The organism is Rhodoferax sp. (assembly GCF_028715765.1).
Lineage (GTDB): Bacteria > Pseudomonadota > Gammaproteobacteria > Burkholderiales > Burkholderiaceae_C > Rhodoferax.
In genome coordinates, this window is the sequence record NZ_JAQURE010000001.1 from 52,134 (window position 1) to 77,416 (window position 25,283).

25 protein-coding genes are annotated in these 25,283 nt (G+C 55.7%); 4 read left to right on the forward strand and 21 right to left on the reverse strand.

What is annotated here, in order from left to right:
• Window positions 1-15: 15 nt before the first annotated feature.
• The 9 genes from PHT20_RS00300 to PHT20_RS00340 form a co-directional block, all read right to left on the reverse strand.
• On the reverse strand, window positions 16-855 hold the full coding sequence (locus PHT20_RS00300) for a hypothetical protein (RefSeq protein ID WP_301018930.1): 840 nt from the start codon (window positions 853-855) through the stop codon (window positions 16-18).
• On the reverse strand, window positions 852-1,445 hold the full coding sequence (locus PHT20_RS00305) for a hypothetical protein (protein WP_301018931.1): 594 nt from the start codon (window positions 1,443-1,445) through the stop codon (window positions 852-854). Before PHT20_RS00305 ends, PHT20_RS00300 begins: the two co-directional genes overlap by 4 nt.
• Before the next feature lie 5 nt (window positions 1,446-1,450).
• A complete protein-coding gene (locus PHT20_RS00310) occupies window positions 1,451-2,200 on the reverse strand; it encodes a phosphate/phosphite/phosphonate ABC transporter substrate-binding protein (RefSeq protein ID WP_301018932.1) in 750 nt (249 codons plus the stop codon).
• Window positions 2,197-2,691, reverse strand: coding sequence for a PAS domain-containing protein (locus PHT20_RS00315; RefSeq protein ID WP_301018933.1), 495 nt, complete (start codon window positions 2,689-2,691; stop codon window positions 2,197-2,199). Before PHT20_RS00315 ends, PHT20_RS00310 begins: the two co-directional genes overlap by 4 nt.
• A 13-nt stretch (window positions 2,692-2,704) precedes the next feature.
• On the reverse strand, window positions 2,705-3,055 hold the full coding sequence (locus PHT20_RS00320; protein ID WP_300087710.1) for a roadblock/LC7 domain-containing protein: 351 nt from the start codon (window positions 3,053-3,055) through the stop codon (window positions 2,705-2,707).
• 107 nt (window positions 3,056-3,162) lie between these two features.
• Entirely contained in the window at window positions 3,163-3,882 is a 720-nt protein-coding gene (locus PHT20_RS00325) for a nitroreductase (protein ID WP_300087708.1), read from the reverse strand.
• A 111-nt stretch (window positions 3,883-3,993) separates the two neighbouring features.
• Entirely contained in the window at window positions 3,994-5,427 is a 1,434-nt protein-coding gene (locus tag PHT20_RS00330; protein WP_301018934.1) for a LutB/LldF family L-lactate oxidation iron-sulfur protein, read from the reverse strand.
• On the reverse strand, window positions 5,424-6,098 hold the full coding sequence (locus PHT20_RS00335) for a lactate utilization protein (RefSeq protein ID WP_301018935.1): 675 nt from the start codon (window positions 6,096-6,098) through the stop codon (window positions 5,424-5,426). Before PHT20_RS00335 ends, PHT20_RS00330 begins: the two co-directional genes overlap by 4 nt.
• A complete protein-coding gene (locus PHT20_RS00340) occupies window positions 6,095-6,898 on the reverse strand; it encodes a (Fe-S)-binding protein (protein ID WP_301018936.1) in 804 nt (267 codons plus the stop codon). Before PHT20_RS00340 ends, PHT20_RS00335 begins: the two co-directional genes overlap by 4 nt.
• 279 nt (window positions 6,899-7,177) lie before the next feature.
• On the opposite strand from PHT20_RS00340, the gene PHT20_RS00345 reads away from it, so the two are divergent.
• Window positions 7,178-7,720 (forward strand): phasin family protein, encoded by a 543-nt coding sequence (locus PHT20_RS00345; RefSeq protein WP_300087700.1) that lies wholly within the window; start codon window positions 7,178-7,180, stop codon window positions 7,718-7,720.
• 344 nt (window positions 7,721-8,064) lie between these two features.
• Entirely contained in the window at window positions 8,065-9,108 is a 1,044-nt protein-coding gene (locus PHT20_RS00350; RefSeq protein WP_301018937.1) for an extracellular solute-binding protein, read from the forward strand.
• Here PHT20_RS00350 and clpA read toward each other — a convergent pair.
• The 3 genes from clpA to PHT20_RS00365 all read right to left on the reverse strand — a co-directional run bounded on the left by clpA (window position 9,101) and on the right by PHT20_RS00365 (window position 12,928).
• Window positions 9,101-11,428, reverse strand: coding sequence for an ATP-dependent Clp protease ATP-binding subunit ClpA (clpA, locus tag PHT20_RS00355; RefSeq protein ID WP_301018938.1), 2,328 nt, complete (start codon window positions 11,426-11,428; stop codon window positions 9,101-9,103). The genes PHT20_RS00350 and clpA overlap by 8 nt on opposite strands.
• Window positions 11,429-11,512: 84 nt before the next feature.
• Window positions 11,513-11,875 (reverse strand): ATP-dependent Clp protease adapter ClpS, encoded by a 363-nt coding sequence (gene clpS / locus PHT20_RS00360; protein WP_301018939.1) that lies wholly within the window; start codon window positions 11,873-11,875, stop codon window positions 11,513-11,515.
• A gap of 81 nt (window positions 11,876-11,956) precedes the next feature.
• On the reverse strand, window positions 11,957-12,928 hold the full coding sequence (locus tag PHT20_RS00365) for a tRNA-dihydrouridine synthase (RefSeq protein ID WP_301018940.1): 972 nt from the start codon (window positions 12,926-12,928) through the stop codon (window positions 11,957-11,959).
• A gap of 117 nt (window positions 12,929-13,045) precedes the next feature.
• Between PHT20_RS00365 and PHT20_RS00370 the strand changes: the two genes are divergently transcribed.
• Window positions 13,046-13,516, forward strand: a complete 471-nt coding sequence (locus tag PHT20_RS00370; RefSeq protein ID WP_301018941.1) for an SRPBCC family protein — start codon at window positions 13,046-13,048, stop codon at window positions 13,514-13,516.
• Window positions 13,517-13,596: 80 nt separating this feature from the next.
• On the opposite strand, the gene PHT20_RS00375 is transcribed toward PHT20_RS00370, so the two are convergent.
• The 5 genes from PHT20_RS00375 to PHT20_RS00395 all read right to left on the reverse strand — a co-directional run bounded on the left by PHT20_RS00375 (window position 13,597) and on the right by PHT20_RS00395 (window position 18,317).
• Window positions 13,597-14,520 (reverse strand): DUF808 domain-containing protein, encoded by a 924-nt coding sequence (locus tag PHT20_RS00375; protein ID WP_301018942.1) that lies wholly within the window; start codon window positions 14,518-14,520, stop codon window positions 13,597-13,599.
• A 30-nt stretch (window positions 14,521-14,550) separates the two neighbouring features.
• Entirely contained in the window at window positions 14,551-15,081 is a 531-nt protein-coding gene (locus tag PHT20_RS00380; RefSeq protein WP_300088340.1) for a GNAT family N-acetyltransferase, read from the reverse strand.
• A 194-nt stretch (window positions 15,082-15,275) separates the two neighbouring features.
• On the reverse strand, window positions 15,276-16,124 hold the full coding sequence (locus tag PHT20_RS00385) for a 3-hydroxybutyryl-CoA dehydrogenase (protein ID WP_301018943.1): 849 nt from the start codon (window positions 16,122-16,124) through the stop codon (window positions 15,276-15,278).
• A gap of 97 nt (window positions 16,125-16,221) precedes the next feature.
• Window positions 16,222-17,193, reverse strand: a complete 972-nt coding sequence (rocF, locus tag PHT20_RS00390; protein WP_301018944.1) for an arginase — start codon at window positions 17,191-17,193, stop codon at window positions 16,222-16,224.
• Window positions 17,190-18,317, reverse strand: coding sequence for an ornithine cyclodeaminase (locus PHT20_RS00395; protein WP_301018945.1), 1,128 nt, complete (start codon window positions 18,315-18,317; stop codon window positions 17,190-17,192). Before PHT20_RS00395 ends, rocF begins: the two co-directional genes overlap by 4 nt.
• Window positions 18,318-18,441: 124 nt before the next feature.
• Here PHT20_RS00395 and PHT20_RS00400 point away from each other — a divergent pair, with 124 nt between their 5' ends.
• Window positions 18,442-18,867 carry an Lrp/AsnC family transcriptional regulator gene (locus PHT20_RS00400; protein WP_300084771.1) on the forward strand — a complete coding sequence of 142 codons (426 nt, stop codon included), beginning with the start codon at window positions 18,442-18,444 and terminating at the stop codon, window positions 18,865-18,867.
• 158 nt (window positions 18,868-19,025) lie between these two features.
• Here the strand turns inward: PHT20_RS00400 and PHT20_RS00405 are convergent, their stop codons facing one another.
• The 4 genes from PHT20_RS00405 to PHT20_RS00420 all read right to left on the reverse strand — a co-directional run bounded on the left by PHT20_RS00405 (window position 19,026) and on the right by PHT20_RS00420 (window position 24,936).
• Entirely contained in the window at window positions 19,026-19,439 is a 414-nt protein-coding gene (locus PHT20_RS00405) for a YidB family protein (RefSeq protein WP_301018946.1), read from the reverse strand.
• Between the two features lie 48 nt (window positions 19,440-19,487).
• Window positions 19,488-20,261: an amino acid ABC transporter permease gene (locus tag PHT20_RS00410; RefSeq protein WP_301018947.1), complete on the reverse strand. Its 774-nt coding sequence runs from the start codon at window positions 20,259-20,261 to the stop codon at window positions 19,488-19,490.
• Entirely contained in the window at window positions 20,240-21,037 is a 798-nt protein-coding gene (locus PHT20_RS00415) for a transporter substrate-binding domain-containing protein (RefSeq protein WP_301018948.1), read from the reverse strand. Before PHT20_RS00415 ends, PHT20_RS00410 begins: the two co-directional genes overlap by 22 nt.
• Window positions 21,038-21,168: 131 nt before the next feature.
• Complete coding sequence (locus PHT20_RS00420) at window positions 21,169-24,936, reverse strand: DUF748 domain-containing protein (protein WP_301018949.1); 3,768 nt, start codon at window positions 24,934-24,936, stop codon at window positions 21,169-21,171.
• Between the last annotated feature and the right edge of the window lie 347 nt (window positions 24,937-25,283).

A 25,283-nucleotide genomic window follows, 5' to 3' on the forward strand; every position in this document is an offset into this window, starting at 1 on the left:
CCGAATCGCAAAGCTTCAGGCTTTAAAACGAAACTTGGCCAAGAGGTCGTGTAAAAAAACATCAAGGTCGATGATGCGCATGGCCAATCGCTCGGCACGCTCCTCTGCTTCATCAACTTCCAACGTCCGAAAGGTCACGGCTGCCGCCAAGGCATTGCTTTGACAGACACTTGCAATCACTTGCAGAGGAATGTTGGTGGCGGCCCAATGGCCAGCGGGATTCACAATCAAAAAGTTCTGCACCGTGAACCGCGCCTCAAACGGACGCTGCGTAGCAATGCCTTCAGAGATTCGCCGTAAAAAAACCCACGGGTTGACGGACGCATCAGCCAACAATGACGCCAACGCTTCGCTGCCCCCTCCCGCTGCAGGACTGGATGACACGTCAGGCGAATGCGGCGTGTCAAGCACCTGAGGCAGTTGCATGTGAGCATGGGGCACTGCAACGGACGCCGGTGGTTGCTGAACCAACCCAGTGGCACGAGGCAACGCCGGACGGTTGGCAAACTGCAAAAGCACCTCGCGCATGCGCATGGCACCATAGGGTTTTGAGAGCAAAACACAGTCATTGAGAGCTTGAGTAGCTATCAAATTTGACCATGAGCGGTCGTGTGCTGAGACCAGCAACACGGCGGGTTTTGACCCCAACAAGGTGTTGAGTTGAGTCAGATTCTGCTCATTGCCCTCTGCCCAACCAAGAGCTGCCATGTCGATGATGCAGACATCAGCTTCGTTCAGCGTGGTGTCTTGGCGAGCAGGAACGTGTTCCCAGTGCCAATTTGACAGGTTTTTCTGCATGAAAAAGTCAAACACAGCCGCATCTCTGACCGACATACCCAGCACTTTGAGCCTCATGCCTGCTCCATGGATTGCTCTAGTTGTTGGCTGGTCAAATTCCAGTCTTCGGGTAACTCAGGCGACTGCGCCAGCATGGCACGGCGCGCCAGCATGAAGGCCAAGTTGTCATGGCAGGTGATGCAGTGGTGCAAAAAAGCTTGCAGGGCTTCTTGGCGATTGGCCGCCATGTCTGCCATGGCTTGGGCGGCTAACAGCCGGGAATCATCCACACTGCAGCGTCTGGCACGGGTGCTGATGTCTGCCGAAGCGGTGGCCAGCACGCTCCAGCGGGTGGCCAATGCGGTGATGGGCGCAAGTGCCGGCGACATCACCTGCGACTCAAACCAGCGCACCACGTGCGTGGCAAGGCGCGCCCGCGCCAGCTCCAGCGCGCCGCGTTTCATGACGGATTGCGTGGTGCCAAATGCCATGAACAAATCTGCCAAAACACCTTGAGCAGGTTCTGCACCAGGCAAAGCCAAAGCCGCGTGCAAACGAGCCAGGTGAGCACTGACATCTTGGTGATTTTGCACAATGCGTCGCGCAGTTCGGCGCATTTCTTGGCGTGCCAATTTCAATGGATCGCTGGGCGTTGTGTGCACGCTCATGGGGCTTAATCCAGCAAGGTGTCCATCAGGTCAATCATGAATTCAGCTTGCTCTTGATCCATGGCCTCAAAGCCATCCACCAAACCTAACGCCTCTAAAACCTCGGTGTCACCCGGCTTTTGCCCAAGCTCCAAAAAAGCTTTTTCAATGGCCGGAAGGTCAGCGGCCATGCGCGGATGCGCCAGCAGCACATGAGAGATGTCGTGTATGGCACTTTCCACCAAGACATGCAGTTGACTGCGTGTCATTTTGGACAGCGAGGCATAGGCATCAGCCAAGAAAAAGGCAGCATCTACCTCGCCCTTGAGTGCTTTGCGCGCGGCAGCCTGGTAGCTGTCAACCGTAGACCAAACCACCTGGGCTTCGGTCACATCTGCGGGTTCAAGCAAGCGCAAGCCAATGAGCTTGACATCGCGGTTTTCAGTCAGGGCAATGCGGCAACCGGGCTTGAGGTCTTCAATGGCGTGGATGCCCGACGTCATGGCGGTGGCGATCACCATTTCATCAAAGCGTTTGGCCGGGCGCGCAAAGGGTTGATAGCCTTGCGTGCGAATCATGTCAACGGCATCAAAGGGGTTGGCATACACCAGGTCGGTTTGGCCAGCTGCCAACACCTCTAATTGTTCGTGCGCCGAGGCGGGGGTGACCAAATGCAAATGAATGCCCGAGCGGCGTTGCAAAGTGGTGTTGAGCATGTGCCAGCCGGCAAAGCGCTCTGGCGAGAAATCTGGCGCAATTAAAAATTGAAGGGTCATGATGCGGCCTGTTCTTGACTGCGCCACTGTTGGTATAGGGGAATCAACTCATTGATGCGGGTGCGAGACGGCTTACGGCGCACCGAGGTGTAGCCCACAATGACGCCGTTGCGGATGTTGGGCACGGCCGTGGCATACACCCAATAAAACGCACCGTCTTTGCGCAGGTTTTTGACGTAGCCATGCCATTTTTTACCAGCTGCAACATCGTCCCACAACCCTTTGAAGGCCAGTTTGGGCATGTCTGGGTGACGCAAGATGTGGTGTGGGGCACCAATGAGCTCATCTCGGGTGTAGCCACTCATTTCGACAAAAGCATCGTTGGCATGGGTGATGATGCCCGCCAGATCGGTGCGCGACACAATCAATCGCCCTTCTGGAAAAGCCACTTCGTGGTTCGTGGCGTAAACAGTGCGCGAAGTGCCGTCTGTGTAAATCATCCTGCTTGCGGTGCAAGGCTCTGCAGGTTGAGCCATATCAGTGATCACCATGTCAGCCCTTTGGTTAAATCAGCTTGGACAAGGTCTCGGCGGCACGCTTGATGTCCAGAAAGATCAGGCCAAGCTTGGCGTTGGACTTGGCCAACACGGTTAGCACAGCCTCGGGGCCTGCTGAGCTCATGATGACGTAGCCGCGCTCGCCTTGAATCAAAACTCTGGCAAGCGAACCACGTGCCAATTCACGGGCGGTTCGTTCCCCCAAAGACAGCAAAGCGGCCGACATGGCGCCAATGCGGTCTTCATCCATGCCGTGAGGCAAGGCAGAGGCAATCATCAAGCCGTCAGTGGAAATCAAAGCTGAGGCTTCAATGTCGGCGGTTGAGCCATTCAGGTCTTCCAACGATTGTTGGAACATGTCCGTGCGCATAAACACATCCTTCGCGTCAAATTAAGATTTGTAACAGTGAATTTTGGACTATTGTCAATTTTTTCACTGTCTCAACGCTGACAGCGTGACTTTTTTTATTCAAGCCAGTGCGTGAATTCAGCAACAGATGTGCGTGGCGTATGTAATGTGTTGACGACAGCTGCTTCATCGGCATAGCCCAAAGCCATGCCACAGACCAGCATTTCTTCAGCAGGTGCACCAATGTGTGGCAGGATGATGTTGGCAAAGCCGTTCCAAGCGGCTTGCGGGCAGGTGTGCAGCCCTCTGGCACGTGCGGCCACCATGATGTTTTGCAGAAACATGCCGTAATCCAACATGGAGCCACGACCCAAGACGCGGTCGATGGTGAACATCAAACCCACAGGCGCATCAAAAAACCGAAAGTTGCGCTGATGCTGTGCATGCATTTTGTCTTTGTCACCCTTGCCAATTTCAAGCAAGCCGTAAAGACTCCAGCCGTTTTCGCGGCGTCGGTCAATGTAAGGGCTGACCCATTTTTCAGGGTAGTAGTCGTAAGCTTCTTTGTATTGGTGGGCCTTGCTTGGGTCTGCGCGAAGTGCATCGTGGGCGGCGCAGACCTTGTCTACCAGCAGTTGACGACTTTGGCCTTGAAGCACATACACCTTCCACGGCTGTGTGTTGGTGCCAGATGGGGCGCGGCTGGCCACATCCAGCATGCTGCGCAACATGTCTGAGGGAACCGCTTGCGGCGTGAAGGCGCGGCATGACATGCGGGAGATGATGGCGGCGTCAACCTCATTGAGGTCTTCTGGGGGCAAGGGTTGAGTAGGCATAGTTGACTTAAAACGGGTTTGAAATTCTCCGACACATGCGTTTATCAGGTGAATATGTCAGAGTTGTCATGACGCTTGATTTTGCCAGTCTCAAGCGATTGAGGGCGTGCGTTAAGGTTTGCGGTTTTTCATCAAATCGCGCAGCCGTTTGGGCGCAGGTACCAGCGGTGTGCGGCTGCGCGTCCACGCACCCTGGTCGCTGGGTGACATGCCGCGCCCACGGCTGATGAACCACGAGGCCAATTTGTAAAGCCCGGATTTGCTGTACACCTGCGACCACATGCCCCACACCGTGGCAGCGGTCAACGTGCGGGCAGCACCGCTGCCACGCAAGGTGGCCTCTTCAGTTTCGGGTTTGGCTTGTGCTTCACTGCGCAAACGAACCAGAATGTCAGTGATGGGAATTTTGACCGGGCACACTTCGTTGCACGCACCGCACAAGGTTGAGGCAAATGCCAACGGGTAGGTTTGGTCAAGTCCAAGCATGTGCGGCGAGATGATGGCGCCAATGGGACCTGGGTAAGTGGTGCCGTAAGCATGGCCACCAATGCGGGCATAGACAGGGCAGTGGTTCATGCACGCCCCGCAGCGAATGCATTGCAAGGTAACGCGCAATTCATCATCGGCATAGGCTTGCGTGCGGCCGTTGTCAAGCAGAATCACATGCACCTCTTGCGGGCCATCTTTTTCATCGGCCTTGCGCGGGCCGCTGATCATGTTGACATAGGTGGTGACCGATTGACCGGTGGCAGAGCGCGTGAGCAAACTCAGCAGGGGTGGCAAGTGCTCTAGTTTTTGCACCACTTTTTCAATGCCGGTGATGGCAATGTGCACTTTGGGCACTGTGGTGCACATGCGGCCATTGCCCTCGTTTTCTACTAAGCAGAGGGTGCCGGTTTCGGCAACTGCAAAGTTCACACCCGATAAACCAATGTCTGCTTCGGCAAACTTGCGCCGCAACACACGCCGACCAATTTGAATGAGAGCGTCCACATCTTCGGTGTAGGTCACGCCCGGCACTTCATCGGCAAACAATTGCGCAATTTCTTGCTTGGTTTTGTGGATGGCCGGCATGATGATGTGCGAGGGCGTTTCACCCGCCAACTGCACAATGTATTCACCCATGTCAGATTCAAAGGCTTCAATGCCAGCGGCTTCCATAGCATGGTTAAAGCCGACCTCTTCACTCACCATGGACTTGCCTTTGATGATGCGTTTGGCATGCACCCGCTGGGCAATCTCCAGGGCAATGGCGTTGGCTTGCGCTGGATTTTCTGCCCAATGCACTTGCACCCCATTGGCGGTCAAATTGGCTTCTAACTGCTCTAGCAAACGCGGCAAATTGGCCAAGCTGTAGCGGCGAATAGACGCACCAAGCTCGCGCAGGCCTTGTAATTCATCTTGCTCGCTGAATTGGGCTCGCCGCTTGGCCTGTAAAAAATCCATGGCGCCACGAAAATTTTTGCGCTGTCCAGGGTTGTCCAGCACCGCTTTGCTGCGCGCCTTGAAGTCTTCAGCCGGGTGAATATGAATCACTTTGCTCATGACAGGTCTCCCGTAGATTGACGCAACAAGACGACCAACTCTTTGGGACCGTGTGCGCCATAAGCCAAAGTTTGTTGAATATCAGCCGTTTTGGAGGGACCACAGATCAGCAAGGCGTTGGTGGGCATGGCGTTTTCCCAGTGATTGGCCTTCATGGCTGAAAAGAGGTCTGAATGAATGTGGTCCACATCTAGCAAAACAAAATGAACAGAGGGCACCAGCGACATCAACCGAGGTTCACTCGGCGTTGGCCAGAGAATCAAACTACCCGTTTCGGCCACCGCACCCATGGCCAAAGTCAATGCAGCATCCACACCGTCAAACAGCAGATCGCGCCAGGTGTCAATCGGCTGGGTGTATTCAATCAATTTCAGGTCAGGGCAATCGGTGGCTTGCAGTTGTGCACCATGCGGCGTGTCGGTGCCAATCAAAACTTGGCCAATGCCTTTTTGTTTGGCCAGCTCAACCAGTGTGGCGGTCCAGTTGGCTGGTGTGACTTCATGAATTTCAGTGTGAACGGCTTCTAATGCAGCTTTCAAACGCGCTTTGCGCTCAGAGATGTTTTCGTTACGCTGCCGACCTTCAAACCAGGCGGCCACATCAGGCAACGGTGCTGCACTGGGTATTTGAGTTTGTTTTAAACGACTCAATATGTGTTCACGGGCACTCATGCTTTTTCTCCCTGTGTTCTGCGCCATAGGAAAGAAGCCAAATGCTCGCCGGCCAAGCTGACTTGCTTGCTGCCAGCCAACTCATCTTGTTTAGCTGAACGGCCAGTGATGTTGAGCAAGCAACCACAATCTGCACTGACCACACGTGGCACCCCTGTGGCCTTGATGGCAGCCACTTTGTCGGTGGCAATGGCTTCCGAAATGTCTGGGTACAACATGGCGAAAGTGCCACCAAAACCGCAACATTCCTCAATACGAGCTTGTTCACGAACCTCCACGTTGGCCAGACTGTCAAGCAATGCAGCGCTGGTTTCATGTGCACCCATTTGCCGACGGGCATGGCATGAGGTGTGCAAAGCAATGGTGCAAGGCTCGCCGAGATCTTGATGGTCAAAATTGACCACATGAACCAAAAATTCACTGAGCTCAAACACGCGCTCTGCCAAAGCCACCGCCTTGGCATGCAACACCGGGTCGTGGGCAAACAAATGCGGGTAGTGTGAGCGCATCATGCCGCCACAAGACCCAGAGGGCACCACGACCGGCCAGGGTTCTTTGAACAAGTCAAGTTGCGCCAAGGCCACAGCACGGGCTTCGTCTTGGTAACCGCTGCTGTGTGCAGGTTGACCGCAACAGGTTTGCTGGTCTGGATAGTGCACGCGAATGCCTTCGCGCTCAAGCAGCTTGACCGTGTCTAAACCAGCTTGAGGTGTAAATTGGTCAATCAAGCAAGTGGCGAACAAATACACATCGGTAGGCTTGGTTGGGTAAATGCGGTCAGTTAAACCATAGGGATTCAAGGCGTGCTCCAAGTTGTAATTTTTTAACTCATCAATTTTGAAGCACAACGCAGCTCATGCGCTGTGAAATCAAGAAGACCAGGCTGTCATATTTTTCAATATGCAACCGCATTCATCGTCAATTTTGATCAGATTGCATAAATTGTTGCAATGCAACAAAAAATACTTGCATTGGATCGGGATAACCCTATAATGAAATCATGCTGCAGTGCAACAACATGAGCAAATTTGTCTCAGTTCAAATGCAACATCCATTTTTTTACCTCAAGGAGTCTTAATATGCTGACCGTAGAACAAATCCTCGCCGCTCAAAAAGCCAATGTCGAAACCCTCTTGGGGCTGACATCCAAAGCATTTGAAGGTGTTGAAAAAATCGTTGAATTGAATCTGAGCGCTTCCAAAGCTGCTTTGAATGAAACAGGTGAAAACGCCAAAGCTTTGTTGAGCGTGAAAGACGCTCAAGAACTGATCGCTTTGCAACAAACCCTGTTGCAACCCTTGGCTGAAAAGACTGCCGCCTACAGCCGTCATTTGTACGAAATTGCCACCAGCACCAGCAGTGAATTCACGAAAGCTGTAGAAAGCCAAGCCGCAGAAGCACAAGAAAAATTTGTCAGCTTGATTGATGCAGCATCCAAAAATGCACCTGCCGGATCTGAGTCAGCTGTGGCTGTCATGAAAAGCGCTGTGGCTGCTGCAAACAATGCACTTGAATCGGTTCAAAAAGCTGTGAAACAAGCCACTGAAGTTGCTGAATCCAACTTCAAAACAGTCACAGCCACTGCCACCGCAGCTACAAAACCTGCTGCCAAAAAGCGTTAATGCTTTTTTGACCCTGATTTATTAAAAAAATATGAATTCAGGGGTGTCGCTCTAAAAACCAAGGGCAAACCCTGAGATACTACATATGAATTTTTGAGGCTTTTAGCCTTTACTGGTTGTCTCCTCGGGTCCTTTCGAAACCTTTTGGTTCAGGGATCCCTTCAGGGCTGGTCGCAAGACCAGCCCTTTTTTTATTTGCACCCAGCATGGGTGTCAACCGACTACCGCAGCAGACAAGCTTGATCCAAGAGATGTGGAGCACATGGTTTTCAGTAAACTCTTAATAAGAATGATTCGCATTTGTGATAAAGTGAAATCTTCAACAACTTTATAAACTCAATCCAATGAAAGCCAAATTCATTTCGACCCTTTGTCTGCTTGCAGGCATCAGCTTCAACAGTTTTGGGCAGAGTAATGAACTCAACATCTATTCAGCACGCCACTACCCCTCAGACACCGCGCTTTACCAGCAATTCACCCAATCCACAGGCATCAAAATCAACCGAGTTGATGCGGATGACGCTGGCATCATTGCCCGCCTGAAGGCTGAAGGCACCTCGTCACCGGCTGACATTATTTTATTGGTGGATGCCGCTCGTTTGTGGCGCGGAGAAATTGAAGGCTTGTTCCAACCTATCAAATCCAAAACACTCAACGACGCGATTCCCGAACAATTCAGAGCCAACACCAACAGCGCTGGCAAAACCCCCTGGTTTGGTTTTTCGACCCGGGCGCGGGTGATCGTTTACAACAAAGTCAGCGTCAAACCGCAAGATGTGGATACCTACGAAGAACTGGCCGATCCCAAAAACAAAGGCAAACTGTGCATTCGTTCGGGCTCACACCCCTATAACCTGTCGCTGTTTGGTGCGGTCATGGAGCACCTGGGTGAAAAACAAACCGAGCAATGGTTGCAGGGCATGGTAAGCAACATGGCACGCTCACCCAAAGGCGGCGACACCGACCAAATCAAAGGGGTTGCCTCGGGTGAATGCGGCATTGCAGTCACCAACAGTTATTACCTGGCCCGGCTGATGCGCTCAACCAAGCCAGAGGACAAGTCGGTTGTAGAAAAGGTAGGCGTGGTTTTTCCCAACCAATCCTCTTGGGGAACTCATGTGAACATTGCAGGAGGTGCAGTGGCAAAAAATGCGCCAAACACCGCCAATGCCGTCAAATTTCTGGAGTATCTGGCCAGCCCGTCAGCACAAAACCACTTTGCAGATGGCAACAACGAGTGGCCAGCGGCACGTGGCGTGCATATCAATAACCCTGCCCTGCAGGCCATGACGAGCGGCCATTTCAAAAGCGAAACGGTTCATGTCAGTGTGGTCGGCATGAACCAAGTGAAAGTCCAGCAGCTGCTGGACCGAGTTGGTTTCAAATAGTGCTGGCCTCCTGAGGCTCCGGTTTGGATTTGCCTTCTTTTTTAGGCAGTGGCTGAATATCCAGCAAGACCTCGGTCTTGCTGGTGTCAGTTTCATCCAAATCCACAGTCAAACGCCCGCCGTCGACCAAGCGCCCAAAAAGCAGCTCATCGGCCAAAGCCCGACGAATGGTGTCTTGAATCAAGCGCTGCATTGGGCGTGCGCCCATCAGCGGGTCAAAACCTTTCTTGGCAAGATGTTTACGCAACTTGTCAGTGAAAGTGACTTCAACCTTTTTGTCGGCCAGCTGGGCTTCAAGCTGCAACAGGAACTTGTCAACCACCCGCAGAATGACGTTTTCATCGAGCGCCTTGAAGCTGACGATGGCATCTAAGCGATTGCGGAATTCAGGTGTGAACAAGCGTTTGATGTCAGCCATTTCATCACCCGCCTCACGCGGGTTGGTAAAGCCAATGGTGGCCTTGTTCATGGTCTCGGCACCGGCATTGGTAGTCATGATGATGATGACATTGCGGAAATCTGCCTTGCGGCCGTTGTTATCGGTCAACGTGCCATGATCCATCACCTGCAGCAGCACATTGAAGATGGCTGGATGAGCTTTCTCCACCTCATCAAGCAACAACACGCAGTGCGGCTTCTTGGTGATGGCTTCCGTCAACAAACCGCCTTGATCAAAGCCCACATAGCCCGGAGGTGCGCCAATCAGGCGACTCACGGCGTGCTGCTCCATGTACTCGCTCATGTCAAAGCGAATCAGCTCAATGCCCATGATGTAGGCCAACTGCTTGGCCGCTTCGGTTTTACCCACACCCGTGGGGCCGCTGAACAGGAATGAGCCAATCGGTTTGTCACCTTTACCCAAGCCAGAACGAGACATCTTGACCGCAGAGGCCAATTTATCCAAGGCCTGATCTTGTCCAAACACCACGTTGCGCAGGTCGCGCTCCAGACTTTTAAGTTTGCCGCGGTCATCGTTTGACACATTGGCTGGTGGAATGCGAGCAATCTTGGCCACTATTTCCTCAACCTCGGCTTTGGAAATGATTTTCTTGCGCTTGCTGGGCGCCAAGATGCGTTGTGCCGCACCGGCCTCGTCAATCACATCAATCGCCTTGTCAGGCAAATGCCGGTCATTGATGTATTTGGCGCTCAACTCAGCGGCAGCTTGCAATGCAGCCACGGCGTACTTGACGTTGTGGTGCTCTTCAAAGCGCGACTTCAGCCCTTTGAGGATTTCTACCGTTTCTTCCACTGTGGGTTCGACCACATCCACCTTTTGGAAACGACGGCTCAGTGCAGCATCTTTTTCAAAAATGCCACGGTATTCTGTGAATGTGGTGGCGCCAATGCACTTGAGGGCACCAGAACTCAACGCCGGCTTGAGCAGATTTGAAGCGTCCAGCGTGCCACCCGACGCAGCGCCAGCACCAATCAAGGTGTGAATCTCGTCAATGAACAAAATGGTATTGGGCTTGTCTTTCATGGACTTCAGCACACCTTTGAGGCGTTGCTCAAAGTCACCACGGTATTTGGTACCCGCCAGCAGTGCCCCCATGTCAAGCGAATAAACAATCGACTCTGCCAAAATTTCAGGCACAGCCTTTTGGGTGATGCGCCACGCCAGCCCCTCCGCGATGGCGGTTTTACCCACACCCGCTTCGCCCACCAAAAGTGGGTTGTTTTTACGGCGACGGCACAAAATTTGAATCACTCGCTCCACTTCGTACTCGCGTCCTATCAGCGGATCAATCTTGCCGTCTTTGGCGAGCTGATTCAGATTTTGCGTGTATTGCTCAAGGGGTGAAGCTTTTTCATTTTTTTCAGCTGCCGCTTCTTCGGCATCAGCTGGTGCCTCGCCTGATTTCACGGGCTCAGGTGGATCACTCTTTTTGATGCCATGGGCAATGAAATTCACCACATCCAGCCGGGTCACGCCTTGCTGATGCAGGTAATAAACCGCATGCGAATCTTTTTCGCCAAAAATGGCCACCAGCACGTTGGCACCAGTGACTTCTTTTTTGCCACTGCCGGTGGACTGCACATGCATGATGGCACGCTGAATCACGCGCTGAAAACCCAGCGTAGGCTGGGTGTCAACGTCATCACTGCCCGCCACTTGCGGGGTATTGTCTTTGATGAAAGTGAGCAATGATTTGCGCAAATCATCCATATTGGCTGAGCAAGCGCGCAGCACTTCGGCCGCACTGGGGTTGTCCAGCAAGGCTTGCAACAAATGCTCTACGGTGATGAATTCGTGGCGCTGTTGACGCGCCTCCACAAATGCCATGTGAAGGCTGACTTCCAGTTCTTGGGCAATCATGGTGTTCCTTTGGATAGCTTTGGGTTGGGAGTTGACTGTAATCTGATTTAAAAATCAGTTCAGCATGAATGGAATACAGGGGCTTCAGGTCGGCACCGGCTCACTCACGCACTGCAAAGGATGACCGGCTTTTTGTGCCGCATCCATGACTTGATCGACCTTGGTGGCCGCCACGTCACGCGAATACACGCCACACACACCTTTGCCGTCTATGTGAATTTGCAGCATGATTTGCGTGGCGGTTTCAAGGTCTTTGGAGAAAAATTCTTGAATGACCATCACCACAAATTCCATGGGGGTGTAGTCGTCGTTGAGCATGACCACTTGGTACATCGACGGGGGGCGGGTTTTTTGGGTGCGCCGTTCCAGCACTACCGTGCCGTCGCCATCATCCTCTTGCACACGGGGTGCAATAGGGGTGGATTTTTTTGGGGTTTTGGTTGCCATTAGGTCATTTTATCTGGCACGCATGGAGCAAGCGACATGCTTTCACAGTTGGTGCTGCCTGATCTAAATTCAAGTGAGTCTTCAACCATGTGCCTCAAGGGCCTTGTGCTGCGCTGCCAACCAAAGCGCCACATCATGCGGTTGGTGAAAGGTGCGCACCGCCATGAAAGCCGCTTGCGCCTGCGGGTCAACACGGCGCAGCAGATTCAACCACTGCTTGAGTCGGCCAGTTTGCTGCTCTTTGTCCAAATGCTGCACCACCAACTGCCAAAACTGATCAAGCAGTGCCAACAACGCTGGCCAACTCAACGCCACCGGTGTGACATGACCCGCATCATGGGCCCGAATGGCCAACGCCAGCGCCGGGTTGGCCACCATGCCACGCCCCAACATCAAGCGCTGACAGCCTGAAACCTCGCGGCAGCGCAGGGCATCGGCCACAGACCAGATTTCACCGTTGGCAATCAATGGTAATTGCACCACCGCGCCAATGTCGGCAATGCGGTGCCAATATGCAGGCGGGCGGTAACCGTCTTGTTTGGTGCGGGCGTGCACCACGATCTCGCTGGCGCCCCCCGCCTCAATGGCCAACGCACAAGCCTCGGCGCGGCGGTCGTCATGCAAGCCCAATCGCATCTTGGCCGACACCGGCACCTGCGCAGGCACCGCCTGGCGCACCGCCGACACAATGGCAAACAGCATCTCGGGCTCGTCCAGCAATGCAGAGCCCCCGCGGTGCCGGTTCACCACAGGCGACGGGCAGCCAAAATTCAAGTCAATTCCCTCAGCGCCAAGCCCAGCCAAACAAGCTGCGTTGTCAGCCAAACACTGTGGGTCTGAACCCAACAATTGCGGCCGCACCGCCACCCCTGAGGTTGTTTTGCTGCCCTGCAACAACTCAGGCACACAGCGCACAAACACACGCTCAGGCAGCAAGGTATCGTTGATGCGAATGAACTCAGACACGCACCTGTCCACGCCACCGACACGGGTCAAAATGTCTCTAAGTACAAAATCCAGCAGCCCTTCCATGGGCGCAAGCAGCAAAGTCATGAGGGGTTTTATGATGAGGGTGAGCCGAGTAGTGTGACGCTTTTGCTTGGCTTGGGCAGCCCCACCGAAAGCGCGCTGTACCCGCTTGCCCGACAAACAACATTTGGAGACACACACATGGCCATCACCGTGAACATCGATCTAGGTTATGAACTCAACGTCAAGGCAGATTTTGAGACTGTTTTTGCAGTACTCAGCAACGTGCCTCAATCAGCCAGTTTTTTCCCCAAAGTAGACCAGCTCACCGACCTCGGTGAGGGCGTCTACCGCTGGGAAATGGAAAAAATTGGGCTGGCACAGGTGAATTTGCAAACCGTTTACGCTTGCAAATACACCAGCGACAAAACCAAAGGCTCGGTCGTCTGGACGCCGGTCAAAGGTGAAGGAAATGCCTTGGTGTCGGGCAGCTGGAAAATCACCGACAAAAAGAAATCCACCCACTTGGTCTTTAAATCCAAAGGTGAGCTCACCCTGCCCTTGCCTGGTTTGATGAAAATGGTGGTGGCTCCTGTGGTGGGATCAGAATTTGAAAAAATGGTCGAGCTCTATTTAGACAAGCTCACAGCACATTTTGGCGGCGAAGTCTAAAGCCTCGCAGCAGCATTTAATTTGCTTCAAATATAATAGCTATTAGCGCTTATATAACAAGCGCTAGAGCACTAAAAGGCTTACAAAAATTTGGCTTTCACGCGCTGTACCAAAGTCACCGTGGCCAAAGCCAAACCACCAGCTACCACGCCCACACCCGCGCTCAACCCCAGCGACACCACCGCGCCCAGCATGCCAGGCAGGGTTGCGCTGATGTGCTCAATGCCCTGCCCCAGCGTGTGCCAACCATGCGCCAAAATACCGCCACCCACCAAAAACATGGCAGCGGTGCCCACCACAGTCAGGGTTTTCATCAACACCGGGGCGGCACGCAGCAAACCGCGGCCAAGCGCTTGCTGAAAATTTGCCCCCACGCTGGACGACCGTTGGCTCAGGTAAAGCCCCAGGTCATCAATCTTGACAATGCCAGCCACCAGCCCGTACACGCCCAACGTCATCAGTACCGCCACGCCACTGAGCACACTCAATTGCGTCAAAAACGAACTGGTAGCCACTGTGCCCAGCGTGATGACAATGATCTCGGTTGACAAAATAAAGTCGGTGCGAACCGCGCCTTTGATCTTGTCTTTTTCAAAAGCCACCAGGTCGGTGGCCTCATCACTCAGCGCTTTGACCAGCTCTGCATGCTCATTGGCTTGCTCTTGGGTGCTGTGCAGCAGCTTGTGAGCGACTTTCTCAAACCCCTCAAAACACAAAAACAGCCCACCTGCCATCAGCAGCGGTGTGATTGACCAAGGAGCCACGGCATTGAGCAGCAAGGCACCAGGCACCAAAATGGCCTTGTTGACCAAAGACCCCTTGCACACCGCCCACACCACAGGCAGCTCACGGTCGGCAGTCAGCCCGGTCACCTGCTGGGCATTCAGCGCCAAGTCGTCACCCAACACCCCTGCGGTCTTTTTAGCCGCCACCTTGGTCAGCAAAGCCACATCGTCCAGCACCGTGGCGATGTCGTCCAACAGCAGCAACAAACTTCCAGCCATCACAGACCCCTTGAAAAAACCGGCGACATGTCAGCTCAAATCGCGCTTGAAGCGAATTTCTTCCAGCCGGGTCAGCCCCACCAGCACGGTTTTGATGCTGGTCATTTCGCGCTTGAAGCCAGCCATGTCAAAAAACCGCAAGGCACGCTCATAACCCAATGGCACCCAAGCGGTGACCTTGGTGCAGCCTTCATCTTGCAACCCTTCGCAAGCAGCGTCCCACAGCGCCAGCCCCACACCCTGCCCCCAGTGGCTGGGGTGCGCGTACAAAGACCAAATCTCACCCATGGTGGCCGGGGTTTTGGGGTCACGCGAGCGGTCAAACCCCACAAAACCCATCACCTCAGCGCCTTTCACGGCCACCACCACTTGGGGGTCGGCAAACTCAATGGCTTCGCGCCAATAGGCCTGGCTTTTTTTCAGGCTGTCAAACTCTGGCATGGCTTCGCCGGGAAACTGCGCCTTGAAGGCGGCCTGGCTGGCAGCGGCTTGAATTTGGGCAATGGCTTGGGCATCGCGCTCTTTGGCGGGCCGCACTTGAATGGTTGAAAATTCTGTCATAAAAAGTAGAAAGTACCGGTTGGCAGACGCTGCAGTCAGTGCTGGCTGGTGAAGCCACCAACCCGGCAAGTGTCAAAAAAGAGCTGCATTGTCGCAGCCAGCCTGGGCGCAAACTGCAACACCTGGTTGGCTGGAAAATTTAACAATAAAATAGACCTCTAGCGCTTATGGATATTGCGTAAGTAGCTTCTATTTTAATAGCTGTAAACGCCCTGCCCGGTTTTGCGCCCCAGGTAGCCAGCAGCCACCATCTCTTTGAGCAACGGGCAAGCGCGGTATTTGCTGTCGCCAAATTCTTGCAAATACACGTCCATCACCGCCAGGCACACATCCAGCCCCACCATGTCGGCCAGCGCCAGCGGCCCAATGGGTTGGTTGCAACCCAGTTTCATGCCGTTATCAATGTCCTCAGGCGTGGCCAAACCTTCGGCCAGCACAAAAAAAGCCTCGTTGATCATGGGCACCAAAATCCGGTTCACCACAAAACCCGGTGCATTTTTGACCGTGATGGGTGTCTTGCCCAGTTGGGTGGCCATGGCATGCACGGCGGCGTGGGTGGCGTCACTGGTTTGCAGGCCACGAATGATCTCAACCAGCGCCATCATCGGTACCGGGTTGAAAAAATGCATGCCAATGAACCGGTCAGCCCGCCCGGTGACAGCGGCCAGCTTGGTGATGGAGATAGACGACGTGTTGGTGGCCACAATGACCTCTGGCGCCAGCATGTCGTCAAGCTGTTTGACAATTTTGACCTTGAGGTCAAAGTTTTCGGTGGCGGCTTCAATCACCAGTTGCGCGCCAGTCAGGTCACCATAGTGCGTGCAGCCTTTGATGCGCGCCAGGGCAGCAGCTTTGTCGGCAGCGGTGATTTTTTCTTTTTTCAGCAGCCGGTCCAAGCTGCCAGACACTGCCGCAATGCCTTTGTTCACCGCAGCCTCTGAAATATCGACCATCACCACATTCAGCCCGCTGACAGCGCAGGCCTGCGCAATGCCGTTGCCCATGGTGCCCGCACCCACAATACCCACTGTTGAAATCATCATTTGAGAAGCTCCTTGTGAAATAAGCGGGTGATGTTAGCGGCACGGGCTGAGCCAAAGCTGTCACACACCAACGCACTTGCGCGAATCACTGAACGGGTTAGAGGCTATGGGGTTGCAAAGCCGTGCGCATCAAGGTACTTTTGCCAAACAGGCTCTCAATCAAGTCCACCGCCAGCTCGGCGGTCTGGTTGTGCACATCCAGCGCCGGATTGAGTTCTACCAGGTCCAGCGATGCAAGGCGACCGGTGTCGGCAATCATCTCCATGCACAGCTGCGCCTCGCGGTAGGTCGGGCCGCCGCGGACGGTGGTGCCCACGCCAGGGGCAATCGCCGGGTCGAGAAAATCAACATCCAAACTGACGTGCAAATGGGTGTTGGCATCCACCAGAGCCAACGCCAGTTCCATGGCGTGGCGCATGCCCATCTCGTCAATAAAACGCATGTCAAACACCTCAATGCCCATGTCATGCACCAGACGCTTTTCACCGGCATCCACACTGCGAATGCCAATCTGGCGAATCTGTTTGGGCAAGAGCGCCGGCACATGGCCACCGATCTCAATCAACGCCTGCGGGCCATGGCCGCACAGGCAAGCCACCGGCATGCCATGGATGTTGCCGCTGGGCGTCAAGGTGGCGGTATTGAAATCGGCATGCGCATCAAACCACAAGACCCGCAGTTTCTTGCCTTGGCCGCGGCAGTGCCGTGCCACCGCGCTGATGGAGCCAATGGCCAGGCAATGGTCGCCACCGAGCATGATGGGCAACTGCCCGGCTTGCAGTTCAGCGTACATGGCGTCATGCAGCAACTGGTTCCACTGCACCACTTGGGGCAGATGGCGAAAGCCGTCAACCGCAGCTTGCCACGGGTTGGCCGGACCTTGCAGGTTGCCACAGTCTTTGACAGTCAAACCCAAGTGCGCCAGCGCCTGCGCCAGGCCGGCAACCCGCAGCGCCTCGGGTCCCATGCGGGCTCCCAGCGTACCGGCGCCAATGTCGGTGGGAACGCCAATCAGACTGACATTGGCCAGGGCGTGGCTGGCTTTGGGGATAAGTGGGCGGGTGTTCATGCGGCCAATGCTAGCGCGGCTTGAGCCAGATCATGGGTGCGAGGGTTTGACGGCTTCGCGGCGCTGGTCGAAGTGGCCGCCGGGCGAATCAGGCTAAACAGGTCTTTGGGGTCAGCCAGTTCGGGCAGCAGCGACAGCTTTTGCCCCAGACCTGCCTGCGCCGCCACATCGCGCAGGTAGCGCAGCACAGAATAGTCTTCCAGCGCAAAACCAACCGAGTCAAACAGCGTGATCTGAGCCTCTGACGTGCGCCCCGGCGCCTCGCCACGCAGCACTTGCCAGAGCTCGGTCACGGCAAAGTCAGGCGGCAGCTGCTGCAAGTCGCCTTCAATGCGGGTTTGCGGCTCGTACTGAACAAACACACTGGCCGCGCGCAGCACATCGGGGTGCAGCTCGGTCTTGCCTGGGCAGTCGCCACCGACACCGTTGATGTGCATGCCAGGCTCGATCAGCTCGGGCGTCAAAATGGTGGCATTGGTCTTGTCAGCCGTCACCGTGGTCACGATGTCCGCACCGCGCACAACCTGCGCAATGCTGTTGCAAACGATCAAACGCAACCCGGTGCCTTGCAGATTGCGCATGAGTTTGGCCGTTGCCAAGGCGTCGGTGTCAAACAACCGAATTTCCTCAATACCCAGCAAATGCTGGAAGGCCAGTGCCTGAAATTCCGCCTGCGCACCGTTGCCAATCAGCGCCATGCTTTTGCTGTTGGGGCGCGCCAGCGCGCGGGCTGCGACGGCCGACATGGCCGCGGTGCGCAAGGCGGTGCTGAGCGTCAGCTCGCTGAGCAGCAGCGGAATGCCGGTGGCCACATCAGCCAGCACGCCAAAAGCCATCACGGTGGGCAGCCCCAGGCGCGTGTTCTTGGGGTGGCCGTTGACGTATTTGAAGGCATAGGTGGTGGCGTCTGAAATTGGCATCAGCTCGATCACGCCGTCCGTTGAATGACTGGCCACACGGGCGCATTTGTCAAAGTCTTGCCAGCGCCGGTAATCAATCGCAATGTAGTCCGCCAGGCGGCGCAAGGTGGTGGCCGTGCCAGCTTTGGCGACCAGCGTGGCAACGTCCTGGACGCTTAAAAATTGGGTTTGTGTGGGTGGTTGACTGAGGGCTGGGTTTTTCATGGTGTGTGTCTCCAATGCAGTAGCAGCAGTGTCTCCAATGGGCATGCCAATGTAAATTGGCAGTTCTGTTGGCTTTATGGCAAAAAACTACCATTTAGTCATACCCAGGTGCCAAAATGGCAATATGGATGCTACAGATCAACAACTGCTGTCACTTTTGCGCAAAGACGCCCGCACCAGTGTGGCCACCTTGGCCAGTAAATTGGGTGTGTCGCGGGGCACGGTCAGCAACCGCATCACCAAGCTTGAAGACGCGGGCATCATCGTCGGCTATACCGTGCGTTTGCGCCCGGAGGCAGAGCCCAACGAGATCAGCGCCTGGATGAGCGTGGCCGTGGCGGGCAACGAGACCCGCGCCGTGATTGCCAGCCTGCTCGGCGAACCCGGTGTGGCCTGCCTGCACGACACCAATGGCCGCTGGGACTTGCTGGCCGAACTGCGCGCTGCCAATTTGGCCGAGCTGTCCCATGTGCTGGAGCGCATCCGGCTCATTCGTGGCATCAGCAGCACCGAGACCAGCATCCATCTGGAAACCTATCGCCTGGCGTGACCGGCCTAGGTTAATTTTTTTCATAGCTGCCCACGCTTACACAGCAAGGGCTAGAGCCTGATTTCTTATAAATTTTTGAATTTTTTGGTGCTGCGGCTGAAGGCTCAGCGCTCAAGTGGGTGCACAAGCGTGCAAAAACGCTTGTGCCCAATGGCAGTTCAGCGCTGTGGCAGCAGGGCGCCCAGCATGCCTAGCAAGTCACCAGCGTTGCCCGCACCCGCTGCAGGCAAACTTCCTTGCGGGGTGAGTTGGTCAACCACACCGGGCAAGAATTGGGAAAGCTGGCTGGAGAGTTGTGCCGCATCCAGCCCCAGCTGGCCAGCGGCTTGGGTCAAAAAGTCGCTGCCGAGCACGCCAGAGAGTTGGTCGGCAGAAATGGCTTGGTTGGCACCGTGGCCAATCCAAGAATTCACCACATCGCCCAAACCCGCTTGATTGAATTTCTCAACCAAGCCATTGAGGCCACCCAACTCGCCATTGTTGGCCAGCAAGCCGCTGACCACTTGCGCCAAACCGCCCTGCTGTTCAATCTGCTGACTGACGGCGCTCACCACTGAATCAAACAAACCCATGAAAATTTCCTTTGGTTAAAAAGAGAAAAACAAATATAAAAAACAAGATCAATGAGGCGTTGAGAGCTTGCGCTCCAATTTTCGCACCCCATAAGACACCAGCAAAATCAGCGCCAGGTACTCCACCACCAGCAGGGTGTAAATCTCCAAGGGTCGGTATTCGCTGACATTGAGTTCATTGGCTTTGCGCGTTAACTCCGACAAACCAATGACTGAGATGAGCGAGGACATTTTCAGAACATACACAAACTGGTTCCCCAACGCGGGCAAGATGACTTTGACCGCCTGCGGAATCACCACCAGCCGCATTTGCAGCGCCCATGGCAAGCCCAGCGCTTTGGCCGCCTCGATCTGGCCAGAGGGCACCGACTGAATGCCAGCGCGAAAGATTTCCGCCTCAAAAGCGCTGTCGCTCAAGGCCATGGCCAGCACACCGGTGGCAAACACGCCCAGTTGCAGACCAATGATCACCGGCAGGCCATAAAACACCCACAACAGCAACACCAGCAAAGGAATGGCACGAAACACTTCCACGTAGACACGACTCATGTGCTTGAGCCCAGGCCGTTTTGACAACCCCGCCATGGCCACCAGCAAGCCCACACACACCGACAACGCAATCGCACACACGGACACCAACGCGGTGTCCACCAGGCCGCTGGCGAGAAAGCGCAGGTTAGAGGCGCCCTTGTCTTGCAGGGGGTTGAGAATGTGCCAGCCCCACGTGTAGTTGCTGGCCTCTGATGAGATGCTGCTGCACCCGCACAGCAAACTCAGGGCAAGCGCGATGCAAAAAAGAGCTATTTTTTGGCGGCAAGCCATTTGGTCTCAAGGGCATCAAAAAAACCTTCGGCTTGTTTCAAGGCGATCCAGTTATTGACAAAGGTCAACCACACATCGTCACCCTGTGGCATGGGGTAGGCAAAGGGTCGCTTGTTGCGCATCTCGGCACTGGTGCCAACCATCTGAAGGTCAGGGTAAGTCTTCATCAGGGTGGCGGCCTCGACATTGCTGGTCAGCGTAACTTGAGCGCGCCCGGCCAGCACCTCTTGGTAGCCGGTGGCTGGCTTTTCGACGGCACGAATCTTCGCCTTGGGAAAATGCGCGCGTGCCTGCTGCTCAAATGTGGTGCCCATCAAGACGGCCACCGTCACATTGGGTTGGTTGACGCTGTTCCAGGTGGGAAACTTGGCCGCTGACTTTTGACTCACCAGCGGCACAGCGCCCGCATACAAATAGGGGTCAGAAAACGCCACGGTCTTGGCTCGCGCCATGCTGATGGAAGCGCCCGAGAAGATGTCAAAGCGGTCGGCAACAAGGCCATTGACCAATGTGGCCCATTCGGCAGGAACGAATTCAACCTTCACGCCCATGTCAGCGGCCAGTTGGTTCATGGCCTCAATGTCAAAACCGGTCAAAGAATTGGTGGCCGTGTCCTTGATGGACATGGGGTTGAAGTCGCCCGTGGTGCCGACACGCAAGGTGCCGCGCTCCAGAATCTGGGGCAGTTTTGACTTGGTCTGCGCCACAGCGCCCGAGGTGATGGATGCCAGGGTCAAGACAATCGAAGTCAAAAATGCTGCGTGATGTTTCTTCATAAGAGGCATGCGGTGGTGGGTTAGAGGTGCAATGAGTCAATAACTACTATTTTCATGATAGCTGCACCGGCATACAGCGTGTGGGTCAGGGGTCTATTTCTAAAAACCACTGGGGTTGTAGCCTCAACAGCTCACTGCGCTGTCAAATTCAGCTCAGCGTGCGGCTGCCACTTGGCATCCGGCGCGACGGCTTTGGCAGCGCCCAAAAACAGGCGCTCCATGGGCAACTGCTGGCTCGCCAGATAGTCGCGCACGACCACGCCGCGTTGCAAAGCCAGTGCCTGCATGGCCGCTTCGGTGGCGTCCAAGTGGCTCTGCAGCAAAGCTTCCATCTCGGGCACAGATAAGTCTTTGGCCATGCCGATCAGGTTGCGCGGCTTGGGAAAATCGGCTCGCTTGTACACCGCCTTGAGCAGTGCCGGATATTCTTGCGGCGTAACCTGTGGCTCAACGGGTTGCCCTGGCGCACCCTGCGCTGCAGCGGCACCCAGGCTGCGCCGCTTCTCGTTCAACACCAGCGTTTGCAACTGCGCACGCTTGTAGCCATCGCGCTCGGCCTGCAGGCTGGCCGTGCCCGTCACGGTCATTTTCAGCGCCGGGCGATCTTGTAGCGCCTTGACCACCTTGGCCAAGCTGGCTTTGGCCGCGTCGGTCAACCGGGCCGAACCTGCGTCAAACGCAACGCTGCTGAGGTCATCACCGCCGCCACCAAACGCGTTGGCCAGCAGGCTGAACGGCGCCGTGATGGCTTTGACGATCAGGTTGCCGATGACCTTGAACACCAGCGGCATCAAGCGAAACTGCGGGTCGTTGAGCGAGCCGCTGATCGGCAAGTCGATGTCGATCACCCCGTTGCGATCTGCCAGCAGCGCCACGGCCAGCTTGACCGGCAGTGTGTTGACCGCATTGGGAATGGCCTCGCCAAACTTGAGTTGGTTGAGCACCACCTTGTTGTTGGCACTGAGCTGGCCGTCGGGTTTTATCAAGTAGCTGACATCGACACTGAGCTTGCCGCGCTCGATGCCATAGCCCGCGTAACGCGCCGAGTAGGTGGACAACGGTGCCAGCTCCAGGTCGCGCACTTTGCCGCTGATGTCCAGCGCCACCGGTTGCACCAGCGGGTTGATCTTGCCCAGCACCTCCAAGCTGGCTGTGCCCTGTGCACGGCCACGCAGCTCCAGGTCGGCCAGCTCTGGCGCGCCGTTCACCGGTTGCGACGAAAACGCGCTGAGCTTGCCCACCAGCTCGGTCAAATCCGCCGAATAGTTGGGCTGGATAAAGCGGTCGGTAAAGTTGACGTTGCCGCCCACCAGACTGACCGGGCCAAAATGAATCAGCGGCTTTGAAGAAGCACTGACCGAGTCCACTGTTGCGGTTGGCGTCGATGGGGTGGCCTGGGTTTGCACCGGCGCTGAAGCTGGCACTGGGGCAGCTGCACGATCAGCGGTGGCAGTTGCGCCATCTTTCTGTGTCGTCGGAGCAGTTGGTTTGACCATGTCTTGCAGGTTCAGTCGCCCGGTTGGGTCGATCACCACCTTGGCGTAAAAATCGCTCAGCGCGGTGCCAGCCACATCCACCCGCGGCGCGTCGCCCGGTGCCAGCGCCACACGCAGGCCGGTCAAGCTCAGGCTTTTCCAATTAAGCAAGTCTTCAGCGGGTTTGAACGGCTCGGTCTGCGCCAGCGTCTGCACCTGCAGGTCATCCAGACGCGCGTTACCAAGCACATCCACGGCCAAGGCATCTGCGCTTTGCGCCAACTGGAGCTTGCCGTCAAAACTGGTGTCGGCACGCAGCACTGATACGTTGAGCTTGTCATTCAGGTAGGGCGACAGCGTGTGCAGTGGCAGCCGCACCGCTTTGAGGTCGCCCCGCGTGGCCAGTGGGCTCAAGCCAACGCTGCCGCGCCATGACAACGTGCCCGGTTCGGTTGCTGCGCTGCTCACCCGCGCCGACAACTCAGTGGCAAACAGCTTGGCACTCGTGCTCGAAAAATTCCTGACTTGCAAGGCCAGGCCCGAGACATCCAGCGCCACGGCGGGGTTGATCGACGCGTCACGAAAGGCCAGCGCACCGCCAATGACCCCCACCTCTTTCAGGGCAACCGACCACGGCCGCTGGGTGGGGGTTGCAGCCGCGCTGGCAGGATGGGGGGCGTTGGTCTGAGCCGATGACAGCCAATCTTCAACCTTCCAGCGGCCGTCTGACGAGCGGCTGAGCGTGGTGCGCGGCTGGCTCACCAGCACGCGCCCCAGCTGCACCGACTGCTGCAGCACATCTACCATCGCGTCTGTCACGGCCAGTCGCTCAACGCTGGCCAGCGGCGACTTGGACGCATTGCGCAAAGCCAACTTATCCAACACCAGGCTGGCTACCTGCACCCGGGTCTGCGCCGACTGTTTGGCGGTGGCAGCGGCCCAATGCAGTGCCAGATCGGTGGTCAACACGCCGTCCAAGCGGGGTTTGAGCACGCTGGCAAGGTACGGCGCTGCCATGCTCAAAGGCAACCCGGTCACTTGCACGCTGGCATCGGCCAAGGCGTCGGTGGCTTCGCCCTTGAAACGCAGGCTGGCCACAGCAAGCTCAGCAGTGCCGTCAAACGGCATCGGCTGCGTCACTGGCCAAGACAAAGCGTGCGCGTTCAGCGCCAGCGGCGTCACACGCAAACGCACCGGCTGGGCGGCTGAATCATCAACCCACACCACTTCAGCACCGGCCACAGACAGTTCGTCCACCTTCACTTGCCAGCTGGAGGCGGGTGGGGTGACGTTTGAATTTTTTACATCATTTTTGGCTATAGCCCTTGTTATACCTGCGCTGACAGCTTCATTTTTGAGAGTATTTTTGGGTGGTGACCCCATACCAGCCAAGGCTTGCAGGTTCAAAGCACCTGATGGATTGCGGTGCAACAGCAGATGCGGCTGTAACAGTTCGACCTTTTGTAAGGCGATTTTTTGCGCCAGCGGCTGCACATCCGCCAGCACCACATTCAGGCGATCAAAGGCCAGCAGCTCATGCACAGTGCCTGAGGCGTGGCCTGCGGCCTGCACCACCTGCGCCAAACGCACGCCGCTGGCACCAACTTGCCCGCTGAGCAAGACCTGCGGGCGTTCCTGCTGCTTGAACGACAGGTTCAGGTTGGCATCGAGCACGGCCGTCTGCAAGCGTACGGGCAGATTGGCTGGCCAGTAAGGAAGGTACGGAGCCAGGTCCAATGCCTTGACGACCAGTTGCGCATCGGCCTGGCGTGTTTGTGCGAACGGTGTTGCGTTGGCGCTTGAGTCAAACTGGCTGCCATTGAGGTCAAAGGCCAGCCGCGGCTGCACCAAAACGTCACGTTTGGAGTCCAGATTACTGACAAAAGGCACACTCAGGTTGAGCCGGCTCAAGCGGTGCACGCTGTGGTGTGGTGTGTCTGTGAACAGTACCGCCGCATCGGACAGCACCAGGTTGTACAGAGCGAAATGCAGCGGGGAATCGGTCGGTTGGCTGGGTTGGGCAGCCAACCGCGCCAGCACGTCGTCCACGTCGTAGTGGCCACCGCCGGTATGCGTCAGGTTGAGTTGCAGGCCATTGAGCTCAAGCGCGTCAACCACAGGCGCCAAGCGCAAAAGGGACTGGAGTTCCATATTGACATAGAGGCGCTGGAACGATGCCTGGGGCGAGGCATTGCTGGCGTGTGCCACAGCCACATCTTGCAAAGTGAGTTCGAGCGTCCAGGGTTTGAAGTCCACCTGCCCCACCGTGACAGTGCGCCCCAATTGCTCGCCCAGGCGCGACTGCAACTGAGACTTCAGCAAGGGCGGTACCACCAGCCAACTCAGCAGCCACAGCACGGCCAAACTGCCCACCACCCAGCGCAGACGGCGCACCCAGGCATGCTTGATATCTATTGTTTTCACAGAGGAGACCCTTTTTGTAGCCCGTGATTTTGCAGCGAAATGCCAGCCAAACCATGCTGGTTCAGGATGCCCCATAACGCCAAGCAATGCCAAAGTCTGAATCCGCCCCTGAAATCTACCGCGCTGGTCTCAACTTTGACGCATCTGGTGGGCGTCCAAAAATCCAAGCCTTACTGAAAAAAACCTGGGAGTTGTGCCCTTTTAATAAGAAAACCGCTGTTTAGAAAAGAACAGGCAACTGCCGCTTCATGATTTTGAGCCATGGCAACCTGATGGGTACAGGCCACGTCATTCCCACCCACAAAGTCGTGCCGCTGAACCCCTTTGTATCGCTTGATTTATGTCGT

Bases quoted from the DNA above. Each gene is read 5' to 3' on its own strand.
- PHT20_RS00300 (WP_301018930.1), bottom strand. From the start codon at position 855: ATGAGGCTCAAAGTGCTGGGTATGTCGGTCAGAGATGCGGCTGTGTTT.
- PHT20_RS00305 (WP_301018931.1), bottom strand. From the start codon at position 1,445: ATGAGCGTGCACACAACGCCCAGCGATCCATTGAAATTGGCACGCCAA.
- PHT20_RS00310 (WP_301018932.1), bottom strand. From the start codon at position 2,200: ATGACCCTTCAATTTTTAATTGCGCCAGATTTCTCGCCAGAGCGCTTT.
- PHT20_RS00315 (WP_301018933.1), bottom strand. From the start codon at position 2,691: ATGGTGATCACTGATATGGCTCAACCTGCAGAGCCTTGCACCGCAAGC.
- PHT20_RS00320 (WP_300087710.1), bottom strand. From the start codon at position 3,055: ATGTTCCAACAATCGTTGGAAGACCTGAATGGCTCAACCGCCGACATT.
- PHT20_RS00325 (WP_300087708.1), bottom strand. From the start codon at position 3,882: ATGCCTACTCAACCCTTGCCCCCAGAAGACCTCAATGAGGTTGACGCC.
- PHT20_RS00330 (WP_301018934.1), bottom strand. From the start codon at position 5,427: ATGAGCAAAGTGATTCATATTCACCCGGCTGAAGACTTCAAGGCGCGC.
- PHT20_RS00335 (WP_301018935.1), bottom strand. From the start codon at position 6,098: ATGAGTGCCCGTGAACACATATTGAGTCGTTTAAAACAAACTCAAATA.
- PHT20_RS00345 (WP_300087700.1), top strand. From the start codon at position 7,178: ATGCTGACCGTAGAACAAATCCTCGCCGCTCAAAAAGCCAATGTCGAA.
- PHT20_RS00350 (WP_301018937.1), top strand. From the start codon at position 8,065: ATGAAAGCCAAATTCATTTCGACCCTTTGTCTGCTTGCAGGCATCAGC.
- clpA (WP_301018938.1), bottom strand. From the start codon at position 11,428: ATGATTGCCCAAGAACTGGAAGTCAGCCTTCACATGGCATTTGTGGAG.
- clpS (WP_301018939.1), bottom strand. From the start codon at position 11,875: ATGGCAACCAAAACCCCAAAAAAATCCACCCCTATTGCACCCCGTGTG.
- PHT20_RS00365 (WP_301018940.1), bottom strand. From the start codon at position 12,928: ATGACTTTGCTGCTTGCGCCCATGGAAGGGCTGCTGGATTTTGTACTT.
- PHT20_RS00370 (WP_301018941.1), top strand. From the start codon at position 13,046: ATGGCCATCACCGTGAACATCGATCTAGGTTATGAACTCAACGTCAAG.
- PHT20_RS00375 (WP_301018942.1), bottom strand. From the start codon at position 14,520: ATGGCTGGAAGTTTGTTGCTGCTGTTGGACGACATCGCCACGGTGCTG.
- PHT20_RS00380 (WP_300088340.1), bottom strand. From the start codon at position 15,081: ATGACAGAATTTTCAACCATTCAAGTGCGGCCCGCCAAAGAGCGCGAT.
- PHT20_RS00385 (WP_301018943.1), bottom strand. From the start codon at position 16,124: ATGATGATTTCAACAGTGGGTATTGTGGGTGCGGGCACCATGGGCAAC.
- rocF (WP_301018944.1), bottom strand. From the start codon at position 17,193: ATGAACACCCGCCCACTTATCCCCAAAGCCAGCCACGCCCTGGCCAAT.
- PHT20_RS00395 (WP_301018945.1), bottom strand. From the start codon at position 18,317: ATGAAAAACCCAGCCCTCAGTCAACCACCCACACAAACCCAATTTTTA.
- PHT20_RS00400 (WP_300084771.1), top strand. From the start codon at position 18,442: ATGGATGCTACAGATCAACAACTGCTGTCACTTTTGCGCAAAGACGCC.
- PHT20_RS00405 (WP_301018946.1), bottom strand. From the start codon at position 19,439: ATGGGTTTGTTTGATTCAGTGGTGAGCGCCGTCAGTCAGCAGATTGAA.
- PHT20_RS00410 (WP_301018947.1), bottom strand. From the start codon at position 20,261: ATGGCTTGCCGCCAAAAAATAGCTCTTTTTTGCATCGCGCTTGCCCTG.
- PHT20_RS00415 (WP_301018948.1), bottom strand. From the start codon at position 21,037: ATGAAGAAACATCACGCAGCATTTTTGACTTCGATTGTCTTGACCCTG.